The following is an 18,359-nucleotide window of genomic DNA, read 5'->3' on the forward strand; positions in this document are numbered from 1 at the left end:
CTCCGACTTACCGTGCTTTTTATTGTTTAACTCTGTTCGCTCTCGCCGATCCCGCATGCATCATCGGTGCACACGCCGGCGCTGCCATTTGAAGAAGGATCTAGAATGATCAGCGGCTTCTCCTCTTCCCAGCCCTTCTGCAGGACATCGAGGAACACATCGCTTTGAAGCGCCCCGGCTACCGCATATTTGCGGTTGATGACGAAGAACGGAACGCCATTCGCGCCAAGCATGTTTGCCTCGCTGCACTCCGCTTGCACATCGGCTTTAAACGCATCGCCGCTCAACATCGTTTCCACTTCATCCGGGTTCAAGCCGGCTTCAACCGCGATGCCTTTGAGCGTATCCAATTCGGCAATATGCTTGGAATCGGTAAAATACGCCTTGAACAGCAGCTCCGCTACCTCTGTCCGTTTGCCATGGGCGCCTGCAAAATGAATCAGACGATGCGCATCCAGCGAATTCGCCGGAATCGCATGCTCGAAGTTAAAGGTAAGCCCCTGCGCTGCGGCTTGCTGCACCAAATTCTCATGAAGCTGGATGGAGCGCTCGCGGCTCACGCCGTATTTGTCCGCTACCAGTCCATACACATCATGCTTCGGATATTTCTCCGCATTCGGATCCAGCTGGAAGCTGCGATAGACAACCTCTACCTGGTCTTTATGCTCGAACTGATCCAGTCCCTTCTCGAAGAGACGCTTGCCGATATAGCAAAACGGACACGCGATGTCCGACCAAATTTCCACTTTCATCTTGACTTCACTCCTTCATCTGATAAGCCCATTATAGCCGCTTTGTCAGGTGTAGGACAACGTTTGGAAGCGTTCAACTGTAAGCTTCCCGCCTCCTCCATTCGCTTGGAGGACAGCCGGTTACTTTCCGGAACACATTCGTAAAATGCTGGCTGGTCTTAAATCCGAGCTCGTGCGCAATTTCAATGATGGATAAGCCCGAGTTCAACAGAAGCTCACAGGCTTGTTCAATCCGCACGCGTTCCATGTAGGCAGCAGGCGATTGCCCGAACTGCTCCTGGAATAATTTATAGAAGTGCGACTCGCTCACTTGAACCGCCTGCGCCATCTCCGCTATGGAGAACCGTTTCTCAGGCGTTTGCTCCAATTGCCGAACGAGCTCAGCCATCTTTCCCCTCCATTCCGGTTCAATCGTCTTCGCCGGAACCGGCTGCAGCAGCCCAAGCAGAATATCCAGCATCCGATGATGAGCATACAGCCTCTTCGCCGGTCCATCCGATTCTAGCGTCGCCTTCAGCCGCGCAAATTGCTCATCCACCCGACATCGGCACGAAATACATGCGGCAGCTGCTGCAGACCGGCTTTGATGAAGTTACGCTCCTGCTGGCCCAAGTTAAGCCAATCAGAGTCACATGCAGGGTCCGTTATGATAAACCACCAAATGCGGCTGGGTTCGATATGGTTGAATCTGGCCTTATGCAGCTCTCCCGGAGCTGTGAAGAACCATTGCCCTGCAGTAGTGGGATATTGCACGCCATCTACTTCCCAAGTAACGCTGCCATGCTCCAAATAGACAAATTCATAGCCGGTCATGTGACGATGCAAGGTGAGCTGATAGGCCTCCGAATATTTTTGACAGCCCAGCACGATCAGCTCGGGAATAATGCTGGTTCCCACTGCATCCATCCCCAGCCTTTCATCATAATCAGGCGGGTAGATCCAGCGCATCGATGTCGGCGATTGTTTCCTTGCCATCCCGCTCCCCCTCTCCATACTCGCAGATGTGTCTAAAACTATTTAATAATTTCTGGAAAGCCAGCTGGCGTTTCATCCCTTACACTTAGAAGCAGCAACGCTATTCTGAGTCAATAAGGGGTAATCATATGAGTGAAATCTCCAAACGGGATTACAGCATTCTAGGGCCTGAAAGAGAGAAAGCGATCGCGAAAGGACTGGTATCCGCCGAGTGGTACAAATGTCCCGTTCCCCGCAAACGCATGAAGGAGCTCATGGTCCGCAGAAACGGTCCGGCGCTTCGAGACACGCTGTTATGGTTCATCTTCCTCGCAGTAACGGGTTATCTTGCTTATTTATCCTGGGGAACCTGGTGGGCGATTCCCGCATTTGCCCTCTATGGCGTCATTTATTCCACGTCAGCCGTCTCAAAATGGCATGAATCTTGCCATGGTACGCCTTTCCGAACGTCGTGGATGAATGAAGCCTTATATCAGCTATGCTCCTTCCTCATCCTCATACAAGCGACGAATTACCGCTGGAGTCATGTTCGTCATCATACCGATACGATCATTGTCGGCAGCGATCCGGAAATTATGGAGCCGCGTCCCCCGATGTGGAGTAGACTAATCAAGATGATTTTCCGATTCGGCGATATCTTCGGTACGTTTAAATCGTTATTCCGCCATGCTTTCGGCCGCCTCACCAATACGGAGAAGGAACTAATCCCTCCAAGCGATTTTCGCTCTCTGTTCTGGGAAGCACGTATTTTCATTCTCGTTTATGCTGCTATTATCGGGCTGTGTTTCTATACGCAGAGCCTGCTGCCGCTTATGTTCGTCGGTTTGCCTGCGTTCTACGGCTTCTTCTTGATGACCGCTCTGAACTCCACTCAACATCTTGGCTTATACGAAGACATGCTTGATCACCGGCTATGCGTGCGCACGTTCTATACGAACCCTATCATTCGGTTTCTGTATACCAACATGAACTACCATATGGAGCATCATATGTTCCCGATGGTACCGTATTATAACTTGCCTGCCCTGCATCAAGAGATCAAGGAGGATTGTCCGGCCGCCGCGTCAAGCTTCACGGCCGCACTGCGCGAAACGGTTGCCGCCCTATGGCATGCACGGAAAGATCCGACGTACGTCGTACCTAAATACCGCATATTTGCCGAGAACATCGCGCAATCCCATTCGACCAACCACTATGCAAGAGTAGGAGATCCATCATGACAACTTTACTGGCTTGGATTGAAGTTTGCAGCAGCTCCGACATCGACACAGAGGATGTTATCCGCTTCGATTATGGCGAACGCACCTATGCCATCTATAGATCCGCAAGAAGGCGACTTCTACGCAACGGACGGCTATTGCACGCATGAGAAAGTCCACCTCGAAGGCGGTCTTGTCATGGGCAGCACCATTGAGTGTCCCAAGCATAACGGCCGGTTTGATATTGCGACCGGCGAACCGGTTCGCAAGCCGGCATGCAAAGCGCTCCAAACCTACCCCGTGAAAGTCCAAAACGACAAAGTTTATATCCAACTGGACTAGCGCGTGGTCGCTAGACAAAGAGAAATGTACGTGATGAAGGACGCAGCTAACGTCCTTTATCACGTACATTTTTTTATGCCATCGTAGACATTGATTATCTTACTGCTTCCGAAACTGCAGCGCCGTTCCCATTTGAATGCAACTTGATCGCGAATCTAAACTTAGTATTCTCCTCGTACCACATGCGGAAATTCGTGCCCCAAACATTATTGTGCAGATTAAAATGCATCCCGCCATCTAATGGAGCGAAGGTTTGATCGAATTGAAGCATTCTCTTCTCGCCCGGAGACAGCACCGGAGCATCCAACGTTTCCACGTGGACCCTCCCATCGCTTCCGTGGTAATGCACGCCTGAATGAACGGCATGAAGGCTGCGGTTGCCGTTCTTAACAACCTCGAGCGGCGAAACACGTTCCCCCAGCTTATCCATCCTCCAAAGGTTCGGATTATCTACCTTCAAAGCAAAGGAGAACCAGCTCGCCTCCGGCAGTCGGTAGGCTTGTTTATCGAACCAGCTTAATTCGACCTCGATTGTTTTCTCCTGTTTGAAGAACCGATACAGAATCCGAAGCTTCTTGGGAGCGCCATGTGTCTGCGAGGCTTCTTGGCTCATAGTAAGCTGCAAACTGACTTCGTCATATTGCTCGTCTTCCCGGACAACCGCATGACTGATTCGCGGTACAAATCGCTTATGTTCCGGTCTGGGCTCCGCAAACTCCATGCCCGGCTTGCCGAAGTCGGGCTCCGACCAGAAATACGTTTCAGCCCAATTCACAACGTAATCTCTATACCAATTTTGGTAGTGATCCATGCCAAACGTTTCATATTCGAATACGCCTAACCGATGCTGATCGTCAGCCCAAACTTTGCCCCGCTCGTCAACAAGCCTATTTATCGATCCGTCGATTCCAAAATCGACACTGAAGCAGCCTAAAAGCAGCTGCTGTCCCAAGGTGAATTCACGTCCATTCGCACGATCCGACCCATCTGGAGATAACATCGTCAGCGCCTGGTGTGCCTCGTTTTGCAGGTCTGACGATAACATCGATATCGCCTGATTGATGTAATTCCGTTGTTCATGCCATGAGCTTTCAAGCAGGCTGAAGCTTTTCCCCGAAGCAGCTTCGAACTTCTCCGAGTGGTCGCCGCCATAAATGCCGAAATAGCCATAACGAGGATGGATGGCATCCTTCGCGACGACATCGGCTTGCCTTGCCGCATGGAAGTCAGGGACCGAATAATGCTTGAAATCGGTCAAATGTGTCTTCTCGTCCATCCCCCATGTATGTTCGGGTATGAGCATGAGCTGATCGCAGAAGTCTGCATATTGCCGGCTGCTTGCATCCAGTCGGCCTTCTTCCACCCACTTGCTCCGCAGCTTCAAGAGCTCTCGATAGTGGGCGATTTTCAGCGGATCGGAGGCTGCTCCGTGGATCCATGAATCGCCAATTTCCTCGGTAATGACCGGGAATTGATCTTTCATCGCAACCAGTTTCTCGGCGAATGCATCCATTGTCGAGGCTTCTATCATTGCTCCCGGGAATTGTTCGGCAAGCTGCGCGAACTGCTTCCGAATATCGGCTGCCTTCGGCGGCCCCATATTATCGTTCGTATGCGCGAACACAAGCACTTCATCCAAACCGTCGATTAATGTGATATTGCCGTAACTGCCGGCATAGTTAACGACGATTTCCGATCCGTCTTGTGCTCGCCATACGAATACATCCGGAACGTTCGGCTTCGTCGAAGCATAGTTAACGCCAAGGTGCAAGTATTGGATACCGTACTTCGCCATATAGGGAACCATGCCGATCGTATGCCCGGGTACGTCCGTCATCTTTGCCGCGATCGTACGTTTGCCATACTTCTCATCCAGCCGGCGCGCGATCGACAAACCATGCTCGAATAATGCCGGATCCATTAATTCCGTGTGCGTCGTAAACGGTAGTCCGTGCCAAACGATACTGCCCGCGGCAATCCCATCTTCCATGCGTTTTTTCTGCTCTGGATCAGCCGTTTTCAGAAATTCATGAATAAGCCAAGAGCCGGTTGTCCAAACAAACCTTTCCTTGCCTTGTTCGCGATTGAATTCGTCAGCCAGATCGAGCGCTTGAGGAATAAAGGAATGAAAATATTGATCCACGACATGGCTTGCCAAATCCGTAAACCCGATATCCAGATGCGTCTTAAAGACAACATGAACTTTACGTATGTTGTTCATCCCCATCGTACCTCCTATTTATTCTTTGACAGATCCAAGCACGATGCCGTGGACAAAATATTTCTGAAGAAACGGATAGATCGCCAGCAGCGGAATCATCGCCACGATCAGCTTCGCCGAATTGAGCGTCTTGTCGGATGCCTTCGATAGCTCAATTAATTGATCCGTCGTCAGCGATTTCATCAACTCCGGATCAATCCGTACGACAAGCTGTTGAATGTAGGTCTGCAGCGGATAGAGAGACGGCTTGTTCATGTAGATGAGTCCGTCGAAGAAGGAATTCCAATGGCCGACAATGCTGAATAGCGTTACAGTCGCCAAGGCCGGCATCGATACGGGAATAAAGATACTCACTAGCGTACGCCACGGACCGGAACCGTCAACGATTGCCGCTTCTTCCAGCTCTTTAGGTAAATTTCTAAAGAAATTCATAATGAGAATGACATTAAAGATGGGCACTGCACCCGGCAAAACGAGCGACCATAGCGTGTTCTGCAGATTCAGTTCCGTCACTGTCATATACAGCGGAATGAGTCCGCCGGAGAAAAGCATGCAGAACACCAGATACCACATATAAATTTTTCTGCCCGGAAACATCTTGTTATCTCTTGCTAACGGATAAGCCATGATAACGGTCAGTACGAAGTTGATCACACCGCCAAGCAGCACTCGTTTTACGGAAATGTAGAAGGCTGCAAAAAATTTATGATCCTCCAAAATAATTTTATACGAGGTTAAATTGAAGCCAACAGGCCAGGCAAATACTCTACCGGCATTTACAGCAGCTTTGTCACTGAAGGACAGCGCAATCGTATACCAGAGCGGGAACAACGAAATGCACGCAATAATGATCAAAGCCAAATAGATAAACATATCAACGCTGCGGCTGCTCCACGATTTTGAAAGAACCATGCCCAGACCCCTTTTCTTAGAAGATGCGATAGTTGGCAAACTTGTCGGCCATTTTATTAGAGAGCGCGATCAATATTATAGCGATCACAGACTTCATTAGCCCGACAGAGGTGGCAAGTCCGTATTGTTGATCCACGAGGCCCATGCGGTATACGTACGTATCGATAATATCGCCGGACGAGTAAACGAGCGGATTGTACAGATTAAACACTTGATCGAAGCCGGCGTTCAAAATATTACCTAGGCTAAGTGTCGATAGCAGCACGATAGTAGGCATAATGCCGGGAATCGTGACATGCCATAGCTTGCGGAACCTGGATGCGCCATCGATCTCAGCTGCTTCGTAGAGCGAAGGATTAATGCCTGCAAGCGCAGCCAAATAGACAACAGCGCTGAAACCAAATTCCTTCAGCACATCGCTCCAAACGATAATATGACGAAAATATTGATTGCTGGCGAGGAACATAATAGGCTCCATGTGAAAAAATCCAGTAATCTGGTTGACGATTCCGTCTATAGAAAGCATCGCAATCAGTATGCCGGATAGAATTACCCAGGACATAAAGTGCGGCAAATATACGATAGTTTGAACTAACCGTTTGAACGCGCGCGCTCTAATTTCATGCAGCAGCAAGGCGAACGTAATTGGAATAATAATGCCCAGAACAATCTTCATTGAAGCGATAACTAATGTATTGATGAACACCTGTCTACTGCCCGGAAGCTGAAGCATGAATGTAAAGTTATCCAATCCGACCCATGTCTGCTCAAAGATCGGAATACCCGGTATAAAATCCTGAAACGCAATAACGGTACCAAACAGTGGAATCGTACTGAAAATGATGAGCAGCACGATGCCCGGAAGCAGCATCAGGTGATAGTTTAGCAGCCATTTTTTCGATATCATCGGTGTTCCACCTGTCCTATGGAATGATATAAGGGAAGCGCCAGCATTTCGCATTGGCGCTTCCCCATCTTACTATTTGCTTATTTCTTCTTTCACTTCTTCGCTAATACGTTTACCGCCAAGCGTATTCCATTGCTCTACGAACTTATCGAAGCTGTCTAGAGGCTGCTCGCCCATAATGATCTTCAGGAACGTTTCGTTCTCGAGCTTCTCCAGAATGGACCACTTCGTTTGCATCGACTTTGTTTTTCCGAAGTACAGGTTATTAGAGAATACGACATTGTCGGCATTCATAAGCTTTGCGCCTTCGAATCTTGCCGTAGCGTTGGCCCAAGCGGCCAAATCCTTCTTCGGATTAGCTTGATTTGTAAAGTAATCCTTGTACCAGCCTTTAAGCTCCGTATCCAATGTCGAATCGTCTTTTGCGTCTACGGCAGCTTGAGCCTGCGCATGCGTATCGTATACTGTGGTTTCTGGGCCAACTTGAAGCGAGAATGGCCACAGCTCCCATTTCTGCTGAACGGCAGGTTGATCCTTATACAGTTCAGCCGCCTCCGGGTCAATCTTACGAATACCGTTATATTCCACATTCAGTACGCGCACTACCGCTTCCGGATGCTCATAGCCTTTTCTTACGACAAGGTATTGACCTGTTGGATCCTGGTCAACCGTATTGAACTTGCCTTCGCTATCAAGAGGAGCGATAAACGGCTTCCATTCCGCTTTCGGATCATTTTTGACCGAGTCGTTCAGCGGCCAGTAGGAAATCCACCATGGCCCAAAGACGATACCGACTTGGTTGTTAGCTACAACTTCAGCCGGATCTTTACGGATCGCGAACTCTTTGTCGATTAAGCCTTGCTTATACATTTCACTCAATTTGCCGAGTGCCGTCTTCATCTCAGGCAATGTCGAGCTGTACACGACGTTGCCTGCAGCGTCCTTCAGCCATTGGCCTTTAAACGCGTGGAATGTGCTCATAATGGGGTCGAAGCCGGAGAAGTTATTCCAGCCGGCAAGCGAAGGAACACCGCTAATGCCAAGCGTTTTACCATTGCCGGCAGCATCGTTATCGATAAATGTTTTAGCTACCGACATCAGCTCGTCAACTGTCTTAGGCGCTTGCAAGTTATATTTGTCCAGCCAGTCCTGGCGAACCCACATAATATTGTATTGCTGGCCGATATTCGTATTTGGAAGCGCCATCAATTTACCGTCGAATGTCGCTCTTTTTAGCACGCGCTCGCCATAGGAATCGTAGTAGCCTTTAATGAGAGGGCTGATGTTGCTGTTATAAGCGTCCGTCAAATCTTCAATAAGATCGGCTGCTACGAGCTGCTTGAGCTGCTGCTCATTCACGAGGAATGCATCGGGCAAATCTCGGCTCGCCATGGATACACCAAGCTTCTGCTCGTAAGCTTCAGGCGTTTCCACCTGCCATGCATGCGTCACCTTCACGTTCAATTTCTTATCGACCCAGCGAGTGAACTCGTTGTCTTCAACCGTATCACCGTTTTGGAAGGTGACATTTTTGGAGTTAATCGCTTTCGCAATTGAAAGTGAAATAGGTTGATCGAATTTACCGAACGGGTCTGGCTGCGCTGCGTCCGACGCAGTATTCGTTGCCGTATCCGCCCCGGCATTCGTTGAGGAATTGGCTGTGTTGGTATTTTTGCTGCCATCTGAGTTGCTTGCGTTGTTCCCGCTATTGCCTCCGCAAGCGCTTACCAAAAGCATTAGCGATACTAAACTGAGTGCTGCCCATCTGCTCTTGCCCTTCATCTTTCATCCCCCTTGATGATCTATATCACTACGTCTTTATCTTACCTTTGGCAGGGCAAATAAAGTGAGAGAAGCCTGCTGTTGCTGGTTAGAATTTGGTTCGTCATTCGCTGAGGTTGAACACGGATAATCTCATTTTCTCACCTGTTGTAACCATTTTCGCACCTATCTTGTACCCGAAGCGCTAAAAAGGAATCTTCAGCGTTACCGTCGTTCCTTGCCCGATCCGGCTGTCTATGGAGAATAGGCAGTCATCGCCGTAATGGGCTTGGATGACTCTCTTGACATAATCGAGTCCGATGCCAAGACCGGAGTCCCGCAGCGGATTTTTCTCTTCCAGCATGACTTTGGCGATCTCCTCTGCTGTCATCCCTTCGCCGTTATCGATGACTTCGATGATCAAGTAATGATCGCTGACTTTATGAATGTCGAGCGTTATTTTTCCATTCTCGTCGCTTAGGCCGTGATACAGCGCATTCTCAACGATCGGCTGCAGAATGAAGCGGGGGACGTCCGTATCGAGCAGCCCCTCATCAATGTCGGTAACGACCTGGAACTCGCAATCGTACCTGACACGCTGCAGCGCGATATAGTCATGTATGGCTGCCAATTCATCTCGGAGCGGCACGATTTCTCCTTTTTTTCCAAGGTTATAGTGAAGAATGCGGGTAAAGACCGATACAAACTGGTCGATCTCCGTTTGGCCCTTCATCCGGGCAAGCCATTGGATCGTATTTAAGGTGTTGTGAATAAAGTGCGGGTTGATTTGATACAGCAGCTTCTCCACCTCTAACTGCCGCTTGTTCGTTTCTCTCAGCTCGATATCGCCGATCAGATCCTGAATTCGGGTTCTCATCTGATAGGATTTTTGCATGACAATATCAAACTCTTTAATGTTGGTGTAGCTGACCGGAGAATCGAATTTGCTGCTTGCCAGCAGTTGAATGTCATGGCCGACTTTCTTTAAGGGACGATAAACCGTTCGCCACAGCGCATAAGCAGACAACAGACTGACGAATAGGCTGCCGGAACCAATTAAAATATATTTGACCAGCCATTTATGGAACTCTTTCTCGAAATCTTGTTTCGCAATGACGACCATCAGCGTCCATCCTTGCTCATTAGGTTGACCGAAGATATAGTAGTCCCCTTGCTTCTCTTTAAACGTGCCGCCTGTGCCGGCGGTCGCAAACGGTTGTCCAACCTGATATTTCTCCGGAAAATCGCTGTAAACGATGCTGCCTTGATCATTGATCAGTACATTAGAAGCCTTCATGCCATATTGCTGCTTGTCCATGATTTGTTCGAACAATTTATTATTCGCTTCCACGTACAGGTACACTTGGTCTTCCCCCGTTAAATACACGGGCCTTACCAATGAAAATACAATCTTCTTCTTTCCGTAACGATACAGCGTTTCATGCGGCCCGTAGAAGGTCACGGCTTTCCCTGCTGCCAGACGAGGCAGTTTATCGAAGCTGAAATTGCGATCCACAACCAGGTTCTCAAACTTCACTTCTTTATTCTTCGGAAAATAATAAAACATAACGCCAAGATTAGGGTTCGTAAAGTTAACCAGGTTCAAGTTCTGCTGGATATCTTGACTCAGCTCCATTTGCTGATAAATGCTCTCCGTCGTCAAATAATCCGTCAATTTCTGACCGACGTTGCCTTCATTGGTGAGCTGCAGCGAAGCGTAATCCATATTATTCAGCGTACTGTTCAGGTTGTAGCTGCCCTGGTTGAGCGAGTTGAATAAACCGCTTTCAATTTTCTTGCTCGTGATTTCTTCAATGGATAGATACGATACCCATCCTAACAGAGCTAACGGAATGAATGCGCTGAGCAGCAGAATGAGAATGAGTTTATTTTTGAGCGATCGTGCTCTTCGCAGTTTGGGTATAGGTGCGTTCACAATGTCCTCCCGCTTTTCTTCCCGAACTGTTTTCGATGATCCAGCGGATTTCTCCCGAACTGTTTGAAGAAGACGCGGCTAAAATACTTTTCATCCTGAAAACCCGTTTTTTCGGCAATGGTGTAGATCGGCAGCAGCGTTGACTCGATCAAGACAACTGCCTTCTCCAAACGCAAATGTTTGGTGTACTCGCTATAAGGCTTCCCTACGATATCTTTAAAGCACCGGCTGAAATAGCTGCCGCTCATTAAGAACTTTGCCGCCAATTCATCGCGATTAAAATCATAGTCGCTGCTTTCATGGATAAGGCGAATGGCCTTCATAACAAGGATGATAATATCTGTAGAGTACGGAAACGCTCCCGTTCTAAAGCGCAGAGCTTCTCGTAAAGCTGCGAGCCACGCCGAGGTTTGATGCCAGAAGTAAAGCGTATTTTTATCTGCCAGAATGTCTCCGAATCCATCCTCGCTTAATACGGTGAACCATAGAACAAGCTGCTCATCAATCAGCTTCATGATCGTATCGTGATTAGGTCTTAAATCGGCGATTGCTACGAGAATCGCTTGGAACGCTTCATCCTCATAAATCCAGTTCATCTCTCTCCAATTGCTATATAACTTGTCCCAGTCATTCGACCGTTTCGTCTCGTCCAAAGCCGGCATGTTTAAGGAAACGAAACCGAATTTCTGACCGGGCTGAAAGTCATAATAGATTTGCTTGGGTGTTTCGGACTGGACTGCTTTGCTGATCCCATTCACCGATTCTTGACTTGCGCCTTCAATATCCACCCATAGCCAATTCTCATGACTAGTTACAAATTGCCGGGTGACGCCGTCGATTTCTTGATGCTCCTTGCGGAACAGCCACATGCCGCTGCTTACATCAAGGACATGCTCGGATCTGTTGATCTCGGCGGGGAATGCACGTTGATGCGGCGTGTCGGCAGCAGCCACGTCAACCAACAGCCCGAAATGCTGGCCTCCCGGTTTCTCCTTACGATACGAGCCTGCGCTTTCGTGTTCAATACGGTCCAAGATCCGGCCGATGATTTCTTCGATCTTCTCTGTGTCGAGCTGCGTCTTTACGATATAATCCAATGCGCCTAAGCGCAGTGCCTCTTGAATGTAGTCAAAGTCCTGATGGCAAGTAAGCACAACCATTCTGGTCTGGTGAAATTGCTCCCGAATGGCTTTCATGAGCTCAATGCCATTCATAACCGGCATAGTCAAATCTATAAAAACAAGGTCAACCTGATGCTGCTGCATAAACTCGAGCGCTATTTTTCCATTGACCGCTTCACCAATGATTTCAATCTCGAATTGCTCCCAGGGTACGATCGAAATAAAGCCCTTCCTGGCTAGTTTCTCATCGTCCACGACGAGTGCTGTAATCATTAAAACTCCCCCCTTTTGCTGGAATCTATAGAAAAGCCGCCTTATAAAAAGGCGGCTTTTTGAACACCTCGGTACCCCTTAATCGCTCACTTTATTTTTCTCGCCGTTACTACAGGCTGATAATACCCGGATTCGGATGGCATCAACCACTCGATTTCCGAGAATCCCGCTTTCATCAACATCGCTGTTAATTCATCACGCAATAAAGCTCTGTACCTGGTTTTATTGTGCTTCGTTATCCAACTTCCGTTTATTTCTTGCAGAATAAACTGGTTCGTCTGATAGGTCGTTGCATCATCTGCCCAATCCCAAACCTGAAATACAATGCGCTTACCCTGGTCGAAAACGCGCGGCTCTGTAGCTCTGGGCTTTTCCGGTGCCAGCTCATCGTAATCCCTGATGGTGATCAGAAGAACGCCGTCATTCTTAACCTTCGCGTACATATTGCTTAGAGCGAGATATAAATCATCATCGGTCAGGAGGTGCGGGACCGCGTTATCTGCGGAAAGAACGACATCAAACGTACCTGGAACCTCTTGTGCCAACGAACGAAAATCAGCGACCCCGAAGATTATTTCAACCCCGAAAGCTGCTGCCTCTTCTCTAGCTCTTTCTATTGAAACGGAACTTAAATCAGTGCCCGAGACTTGAAATCCATGATTAGCAAGCCCAATGGCTTGTGTGCCGATCCCGCAGGAGCAGTCTAAGAGCGAGTACCCCGCTTGGTCCGGATCTGCCAGCTTTGCATGAATGATTTTGCTTAAAACCTCACCTTGTCTGGCAATAGCCTGATTCCAATCCACGAAAATGAGGTGATACGCTTCAGCCAGGTCATCATAAAAGTCTAAAACAGAATCCTCCAATATACACACCACCTATTGGTATTCGTCATTTTCAATGAGTTGGACCTAATTATAGTGATAAAGTGCAATCATGTATACTACATAAAACGTTATATGATATAGATCAAAAGCTATTTACCGCAATCCAAAGCAATCTATTCCAGCGAGTTCACGGCGGCTTTGAATGGCATCCGTTATGCCAAAGAAGTTCTCGAGCCCGTCCCACTTTAAGCTGGCACTGTTCCGCGATCAATGATGTGATCAAAATTATATTTCATTTTACCCACCTCTAGCAGAGTACTCCGAATTATTAATCATTATATTGGCACAATTTTGATCCTGTCAAAAAGAAAAGCCTTGGAGGCATGCCTCCAAGGCTTCTTATAGATGTGATTAGCGGCTAAGAATAGCTTCGATACTAGCCAGCTCTTCGCTCGTAAACGAGAGATTGTTCAGCGCTGCAACGTTGTCCTCGATTTGGCTGACGCGGCTTGCGCCGATCAGAGCCGAAGTGACGCGTCCGCCGCGAAGTACCCACGCCAGCGACATTTGAGCCAGCGACTGTCCGCGTTCCGCTGCAGTGGCATTGAGCTTCTGCAGTTGAGCTACGCGCTCCGGTGACACTGCGCTTTCGCTCAGGAAGCCTGTTGAGCTTGCCGCACGCGAATCGCTTGGGATACCGTTCAAATATTTGTTCGTCAGCAATCCTTGTGCCAGCGGGCAGAACGCGATGCTGCCTACGCCGTTCTCTTCCAGCACATCCTGCAAACCGTTCTCCACCCAGCGGTCGAACATGTTATAGCTCGGCTGATGAATGACAAGCGGCGTGCCCAGCTGCTTCATGATTGCAATGGCTTGCGCCGTTTGCTCTGCACTGTAGCTGGATATGCCGACATAAAGCGCTTTGCCGGAACGTACCATGTGATCCAGCGCGCCCATTGTTTCTTCAAGCGGCGTTTCCGGATCCGGACGGTGCGAATAGAAAATATCGACATACTCGAGGTTCATTCGTTTCAAGCTTTGCTCCAAGCTTGCAATCAAGTACTTGCGGGAGCCCCACTCGCCGTATGGGCCCGGCCACATATAATAACCGGCTTTGGAGGAGATGATCATTTCGTCACGGTACGGTTTAAAGTCCGAGAGCATCATTTTGCCGAACATTTCTTCTGCAGATCCTGCCGGAGGACCGTAGTTGTTCGCCAAGTCAAAATGCGTAATACCCAAATCGAAAGCACGATGAAGCATCGCGCGGCCGTTCTCATACTTGTCCACGCCGCCGAAATTATGCCAAAGCCCTAACGAGATCGCAGGCAGTTTAAGGCCTGTACGTCCGCAACGGTTGTACTTCATCGTTGCATAACGCTCTTGATTAGCTGCATATACCATGTTCATTGCTCCTTAGTAGTCCGGATTATATAAAACCTCTTAGAGTTTACACCATATACCAGACCGGCTCAAGTTAAGCTGGAAGGAACCAGCGATTGGGTAAAGAATTCAGGTGACCGGGAATCGCCCTTGCCGCCTCCGCTATAGATGACAACGAGCAGCGTTTCTTCTTCCATCGAAACGACGCCTTCCTCCAAGTACCGCTTCAATTGGAACGGCAGTCTCTCGATGACGGCATGCTTCTGAAGCTCCTTCTCGCCAAGCCCCATTGCGGCAAAAACTTCCGATACATCCCCAGGACGCTCGGCTAGACGCTGCATCCAGCCGCTCCACTCTGCCTTCTCCATGCTGAACTCCCACCACACTTTGCGCGGCTTGTAGTTGTGATTCAAGAAGTAATCGAGTTTCATCAGCCCCAGTGCAACATCAAGCTGCCAAGTTGCAGCTTCATCCTTCGCATGGGCTTCCGTAAGAAACGCCCACAGCCGCGAGAATAAGTCCTCCAGTTGATGACCGATCTTCTGCCAGCCGCGGCCTTCCCAATAATCGCCGAACTGCTGGAAGAAGTCGAAGGCCGACGGGAATGCCCGCTCCACCAGATAAAGCAGCGTATGATCCATCCGATGCGCATTCCAGTATTTCTCGAGCACGTCCTCTACGCGTTTGATCCGAACGATGTCCGAGAACGGCATGATAGCATTGCCGAGAATTTCGTATGGCGCACGGTCCATATAGATATAGCCGTGCTTCTCCGCGTCAAGGCGCATGCCCGTGCCTCGCAGCATCTTGAGGAAGCCAAGCTGAAGCTCCTCGGGACGCAGCTCAAACACGTCGTTGAACGTCTTGCGGAACGAATCGTAGTTCTCATGAGGCAAACCGGCGATCAAATCGAGATGCTGATCGATTTTGCCGCTTTCCTTGACCTTCATCACCGTCCGCGTCAGCTTGGCAAAATTCTGGCGGCGCTGTACGGCTTCGTTCGTCAGATCATTAGTCGATTGCACGCCGATCTCGAAGCGGAAGATGCCCGGCGGCGCGTGCTCCGCTAAGTAATCCAGCACTTCCGGACGCATAATATCCGCCGTGATTTCAAACTGGAAGACACAGCCGCCGTGATTCTCGATGAGAAAACGGAATATCTCCAGCGCGTAATCGCGCTTAATATTGAACGTGCGGTCAACGAATTTAATGAGCTTCGCGCCGGCATTAATCAGATAGAGCAGATCCGATTTGGTGCGCTCCATATCGAAGTAACGGACGCCGACCTCGATGCTCGACAAGCAGAACTGGCAGCTGAACGGACAGCCGCGGCTTGTCTCGAAATAGACGACGCGGCTTGCCAGGCGCGGCACATCCTCCTCGAAACGATGCGGCGAAGGCAGCGTAGCCAGATCAAGCTTCGGCCGAGGCGGATTCACGATAATCTCCATTCGGCCATCTTGGTGCTCCTTCCGGTAGGCAAGGCCAAACACCAGATGGAATTTGCGCGTATCCGCAAGCTCCGTAAGCAAGTGGTGGAAGGTCTCTTCCCCTTCCCCAACGACGATATAGTCGACCTGTGGCAGACGCTCCAACCAGAACGCCGTGTCGTAGCTCACTTCCGGACCGCCGAGGACGATGCGGATCTCGGGTTTGATTTTCCGCAGCATGTCGATGACCGTAATCGTCTCTTCGATGTTCCAAATATAGCAGGAGAAGCCCACAACATCGGGGTTGCGGGCAAATAAGTCAGCGACGATGTTCATCGCAGGGTCTTTAATCGTAAACTCCGCGATATCGATATCAAAATCCTTCTCGGCGTATGCCTTCAAACAGCGCAGCGCGAGCGAGGTGTGTATATATTTTGCGTTTAAAGTGGAGAGCACTACTTTCATTGAACGTCATTCCTTCATTTGCTTGAATATGAACCCAGACTAGCTTAACTATCCCATTGTAACGAAAATCAACATAAAAAAGAAGAGCAGCCCCTATGGCTCGGCGACTGCATACGCATTCTGCCTGGCCAACCGGACTGCTCCATCCGCTATGCGCGGACGCTGACGAATACTTTATCTTTGCCTTGGTACGAAATGACCGGGAATTTCACGCGCCATTTGCCGTTGCCAAGCGCGGTCACTTCATCCGGCGCGAAGCCGCGCGGCTCGAAGCTAAACTCTTGATCGTAATACACGAGCAGTTGAATCGTATCCTCCGGGAGCATACGGCGCAGCTCGTAGCCGGTGTTCAGTGCCCAAGTGCGCAAATCTTCACTGGATGCATGACCGTACTGCATATAAATCGCCGGATCGATCACGGCAGTTACAACGAGCCATCCTTGCGCATCCCGTTTCACGTCCACTTGACCCAGCTCGGTTGTGCCGCCTGTTGTTTGCAGCTCCGCAAACTCATCCTTGATCAGCTTCTTGATCGTATCCGTTGATTCCCCTACCAGCGTTTTCGGGAGAGTAGGAGGCAGAAATTCGATTGTCTTCGGCGGCGTTTCTTCCAAATCGTATTTCAGCATTAAGATATTCATAGAGGAGACCGCGAAATTCAAATCCGCCTGCGTGGTATCAATACCTGCAGCCGTAATCCCGATCAGCTCGCCGTAGTCATTAAACAAACCGCCGCCGGAGCTGCCATGATCGATTGGCACACTGATTTGATAATATTGCGCGCCATCAAAGGTAACGTTGCTGATTACGCCGTCTGAGATCGTATTTTGCAGACCCAGCGGACTGCCGATCGCTACGACATGATCCCCTTTGGATGCGCCGACACCGATTTCAACGGGATCGACCTTAAGCGCCGTCTTCGTCTTCACGATAGCCAGATCGTAATTCTCGTTGTAGCCGACAACGCCTTGAATTTCCAGTTCCGTACCGTTCAGCAGCAGCGCGCTTCCTTTAGTCGCATCCGCAATGACATGATAATTGGTCAAAATCTCATCTTTCCCAATGACAACCCCGCTGCCTTGCGCAGTGTCCGTCATGATCATCACGACTTTATTATCGTTCTTCGCGACGATTTGTTTGGTTGTCATGAGAACCGGATGTTTCTCCAGCGCTGCTTGCTCGTCCGTCTCCAGCTTCTGTTCGATGGCTTCAGCAGACGTGATGCGGATTACATGCTTCGCCTGATCGAACTGTACATCGGCTCCAAGCGCCTCTGCGATGAAACGAAGCGGCACCATCGCAGCGCCATTCAATTGCTGCGGCGCTTGCGACAGCAGGATCGTTTTGCCATTCTTGATGGCTTTCTTATTGCCAAGCTGCAGGGAAATCGTAGTGCGTCCCTTAACAGCAATAATGGTCTTGGTCGTCGGTTCCCACGTTACACTCGCCTTTAGCGCCGTAAAGATCACCCGCATCGGAACGAAAGTCGTTCCCTTCAACGTGAGCGGCGAGGGGCTGATCGCCAGCTTCTTCCCGTCTACGAGGACGGAAGTTGTCTGGGTCGATTTAGCAGCGGCTGCTGCATAATCTGCCGGGGTTGCTGCTGAGCCGGCCGTGGAGCTTGTCGCGAAGCTTGTTGCGGCATCAGCTGTATTCACATTCACGTTCATGGAGAATGGTGCTAATACAAGTCCTGCAGATAAGACGGATAAGAGCCATTTTTGCTTCAATTTCATAGTCAGACTCACGCGTGTTTCCTCCAATAATCCCTAAATCTTACATCAAACTATCGTATCATCCACCCTCTATTTTGTCTATCAAATGCCATTTGCTAGATACTAGAAAACCATGGTGCTGC

15 protein-coding genes are annotated in these 18,359 nt (G+C 49.4%); 2 read left to right on the top strand and 13 right to left on the bottom strand.

The annotated features are described in order from the left end of the window. Nucleotides 1-26 precede the first annotated feature (26 nt). From I8J30_RS23755 to I8J30_RS23765, 3 genes are all read right to left on the bottom strand, one after another. On the bottom strand, nucleotides 27-752 hold the full coding sequence (locus I8J30_RS23755) for a DsbA family oxidoreductase (protein WP_210662372.1): 726 nt from the start codon (nucleotides 750-752) through the stop codon (nucleotides 27-29). Between the two features lie 73 nt (nucleotides 753-825). Next, complete coding sequence (locus I8J30_RS33270; protein ID WP_210662373.1) at nucleotides 826-1,290, bottom strand: helix-turn-helix domain-containing protein; 465 nt, start codon at nucleotides 1,288-1,290, stop codon at nucleotides 826-828. Beyond that, nucleotides 1,266-1,727, bottom strand: a complete 462-nt coding sequence (locus I8J30_RS23765) for a cupin domain-containing protein (RefSeq protein ID WP_210662374.1) — start codon at nucleotides 1,725-1,727, stop codon at nucleotides 1,266-1,268. The genes I8J30_RS33270 and I8J30_RS23765 overlap by 25 nt, the downstream gene beginning before the upstream one ends. Before the next feature lie 128 nt (nucleotides 1,728-1,855). Here I8J30_RS23765 and I8J30_RS23770 point away from each other — a divergent pair, with 128 nt between their 5' ends. Further along, on the top strand, nucleotides 1,856-2,947 hold the full coding sequence (locus tag I8J30_RS23770; protein ID WP_210662375.1) for a fatty acid desaturase: 1,092 nt from the start codon (nucleotides 1,856-1,858) through the stop codon (nucleotides 2,945-2,947). Between the two features lie 87 nt (nucleotides 2,948-3,034). Beyond that, the gene (locus I8J30_RS23775; protein WP_240548324.1) at nucleotides 3,035-3,268 is read left to right on the top strand and encodes a non-heme iron oxygenase ferredoxin subunit; all 234 of its coding nucleotides are present in this window, start codon (nucleotides 3,035-3,037) and stop codon (nucleotides 3,266-3,268) included. A gap of 94 nt (nucleotides 3,269-3,362) precedes the next feature. Here I8J30_RS23775 and I8J30_RS23780 read toward each other — a convergent pair whose 3' ends face one another. From I8J30_RS23780 to I8J30_RS23825, 10 genes are all read right to left on the bottom strand, one after another. Then, entirely contained in the window at nucleotides 3,363-5,489 is a 2,127-nt protein-coding gene (locus tag I8J30_RS23780) for a DUF5054 domain-containing protein (RefSeq protein WP_210662376.1), read from the bottom strand. Between the two features lie 18 nt (nucleotides 5,490-5,507). Beyond that, nucleotides 5,508-6,401 carry a carbohydrate ABC transporter permease gene (locus tag I8J30_RS23785; RefSeq protein WP_210662377.1) on the bottom strand — a complete coding sequence of 298 codons (894 nt, stop codon included), beginning with the start codon at nucleotides 6,399-6,401 and terminating at the stop codon, nucleotides 5,508-5,510. Nucleotides 6,402-6,417: 16 nt separating this feature from the next. Then, on the bottom strand, nucleotides 6,418-7,308 hold the full coding sequence (locus I8J30_RS23790; RefSeq protein ID WP_210662378.1) for an ABC transporter permease: 891 nt from the start codon (nucleotides 7,306-7,308) through the stop codon (nucleotides 6,418-6,420). A 72-nt stretch (nucleotides 7,309-7,380) separates the two neighbouring features. Further along, nucleotides 7,381-9,090 (bottom strand): extracellular solute-binding protein, encoded by a 1,710-nt coding sequence (locus I8J30_RS23795; RefSeq protein ID WP_210662379.1) that lies wholly within the window; start codon nucleotides 9,088-9,090, stop codon nucleotides 7,381-7,383. Between the two features lie 184 nt (nucleotides 9,091-9,274). Further along, nucleotides 9,275-11,005, bottom strand: coding sequence for a cache domain-containing sensor histidine kinase (locus tag I8J30_RS34070; protein ID WP_210662380.1), 1,731 nt, complete (start codon nucleotides 11,003-11,005; stop codon nucleotides 9,275-9,277). Beyond that, a complete protein-coding gene (locus I8J30_RS23805; protein WP_210662381.1) occupies nucleotides 11,002-12,399 on the bottom strand; it encodes a response regulator transcription factor in 1,398 nt (465 codons plus the stop codon). The genes I8J30_RS34070 and I8J30_RS23805 overlap by 4 nt, the downstream gene beginning before the upstream one ends. A gap of 86 nt (nucleotides 12,400-12,485) precedes the next feature. Further along, nucleotides 12,486-13,262, bottom strand: coding sequence for a class I SAM-dependent methyltransferase (locus tag I8J30_RS23810; RefSeq protein WP_210662382.1), 777 nt, complete (start codon nucleotides 13,260-13,262; stop codon nucleotides 12,486-12,488). Between the two features lie 372 nt (nucleotides 13,263-13,634). Next, nucleotides 13,635-14,627, bottom strand: a complete 993-nt coding sequence (mgrA, locus tag I8J30_RS23815; protein WP_210662383.1) for an L-glyceraldehyde 3-phosphate reductase — start codon at nucleotides 14,625-14,627, stop codon at nucleotides 13,635-13,637. Between the two features lie 68 nt (nucleotides 14,628-14,695). Continuing rightward, the gene (locus tag I8J30_RS23820) at nucleotides 14,696-16,501 is read right to left on the bottom strand and encodes a B12-binding domain-containing radical SAM protein (protein ID WP_210662384.1); all 1,806 of its coding nucleotides are present in this window, start codon (nucleotides 16,499-16,501) and stop codon (nucleotides 14,696-14,698) included. A 149-nt stretch (nucleotides 16,502-16,650) separates the two neighbouring features. After that, nucleotides 16,651-18,249: a stalk domain-containing protein gene (locus I8J30_RS23825; RefSeq protein WP_210662385.1), complete on the bottom strand. Its 1,599-nt coding sequence runs from the start codon at nucleotides 18,247-18,249 to the stop codon at nucleotides 16,651-16,653. Nucleotides 18,250-18,359 lie beyond the last annotated feature (110 nt).

Source organism: Paenibacillus lignilyticus (assembly GCF_017942085.1).
Lineage (GTDB): Bacteria > Bacillota > Bacilli > Paenibacillales > Paenibacillaceae > Paenibacillus_Z > Paenibacillus_Z lignilyticus.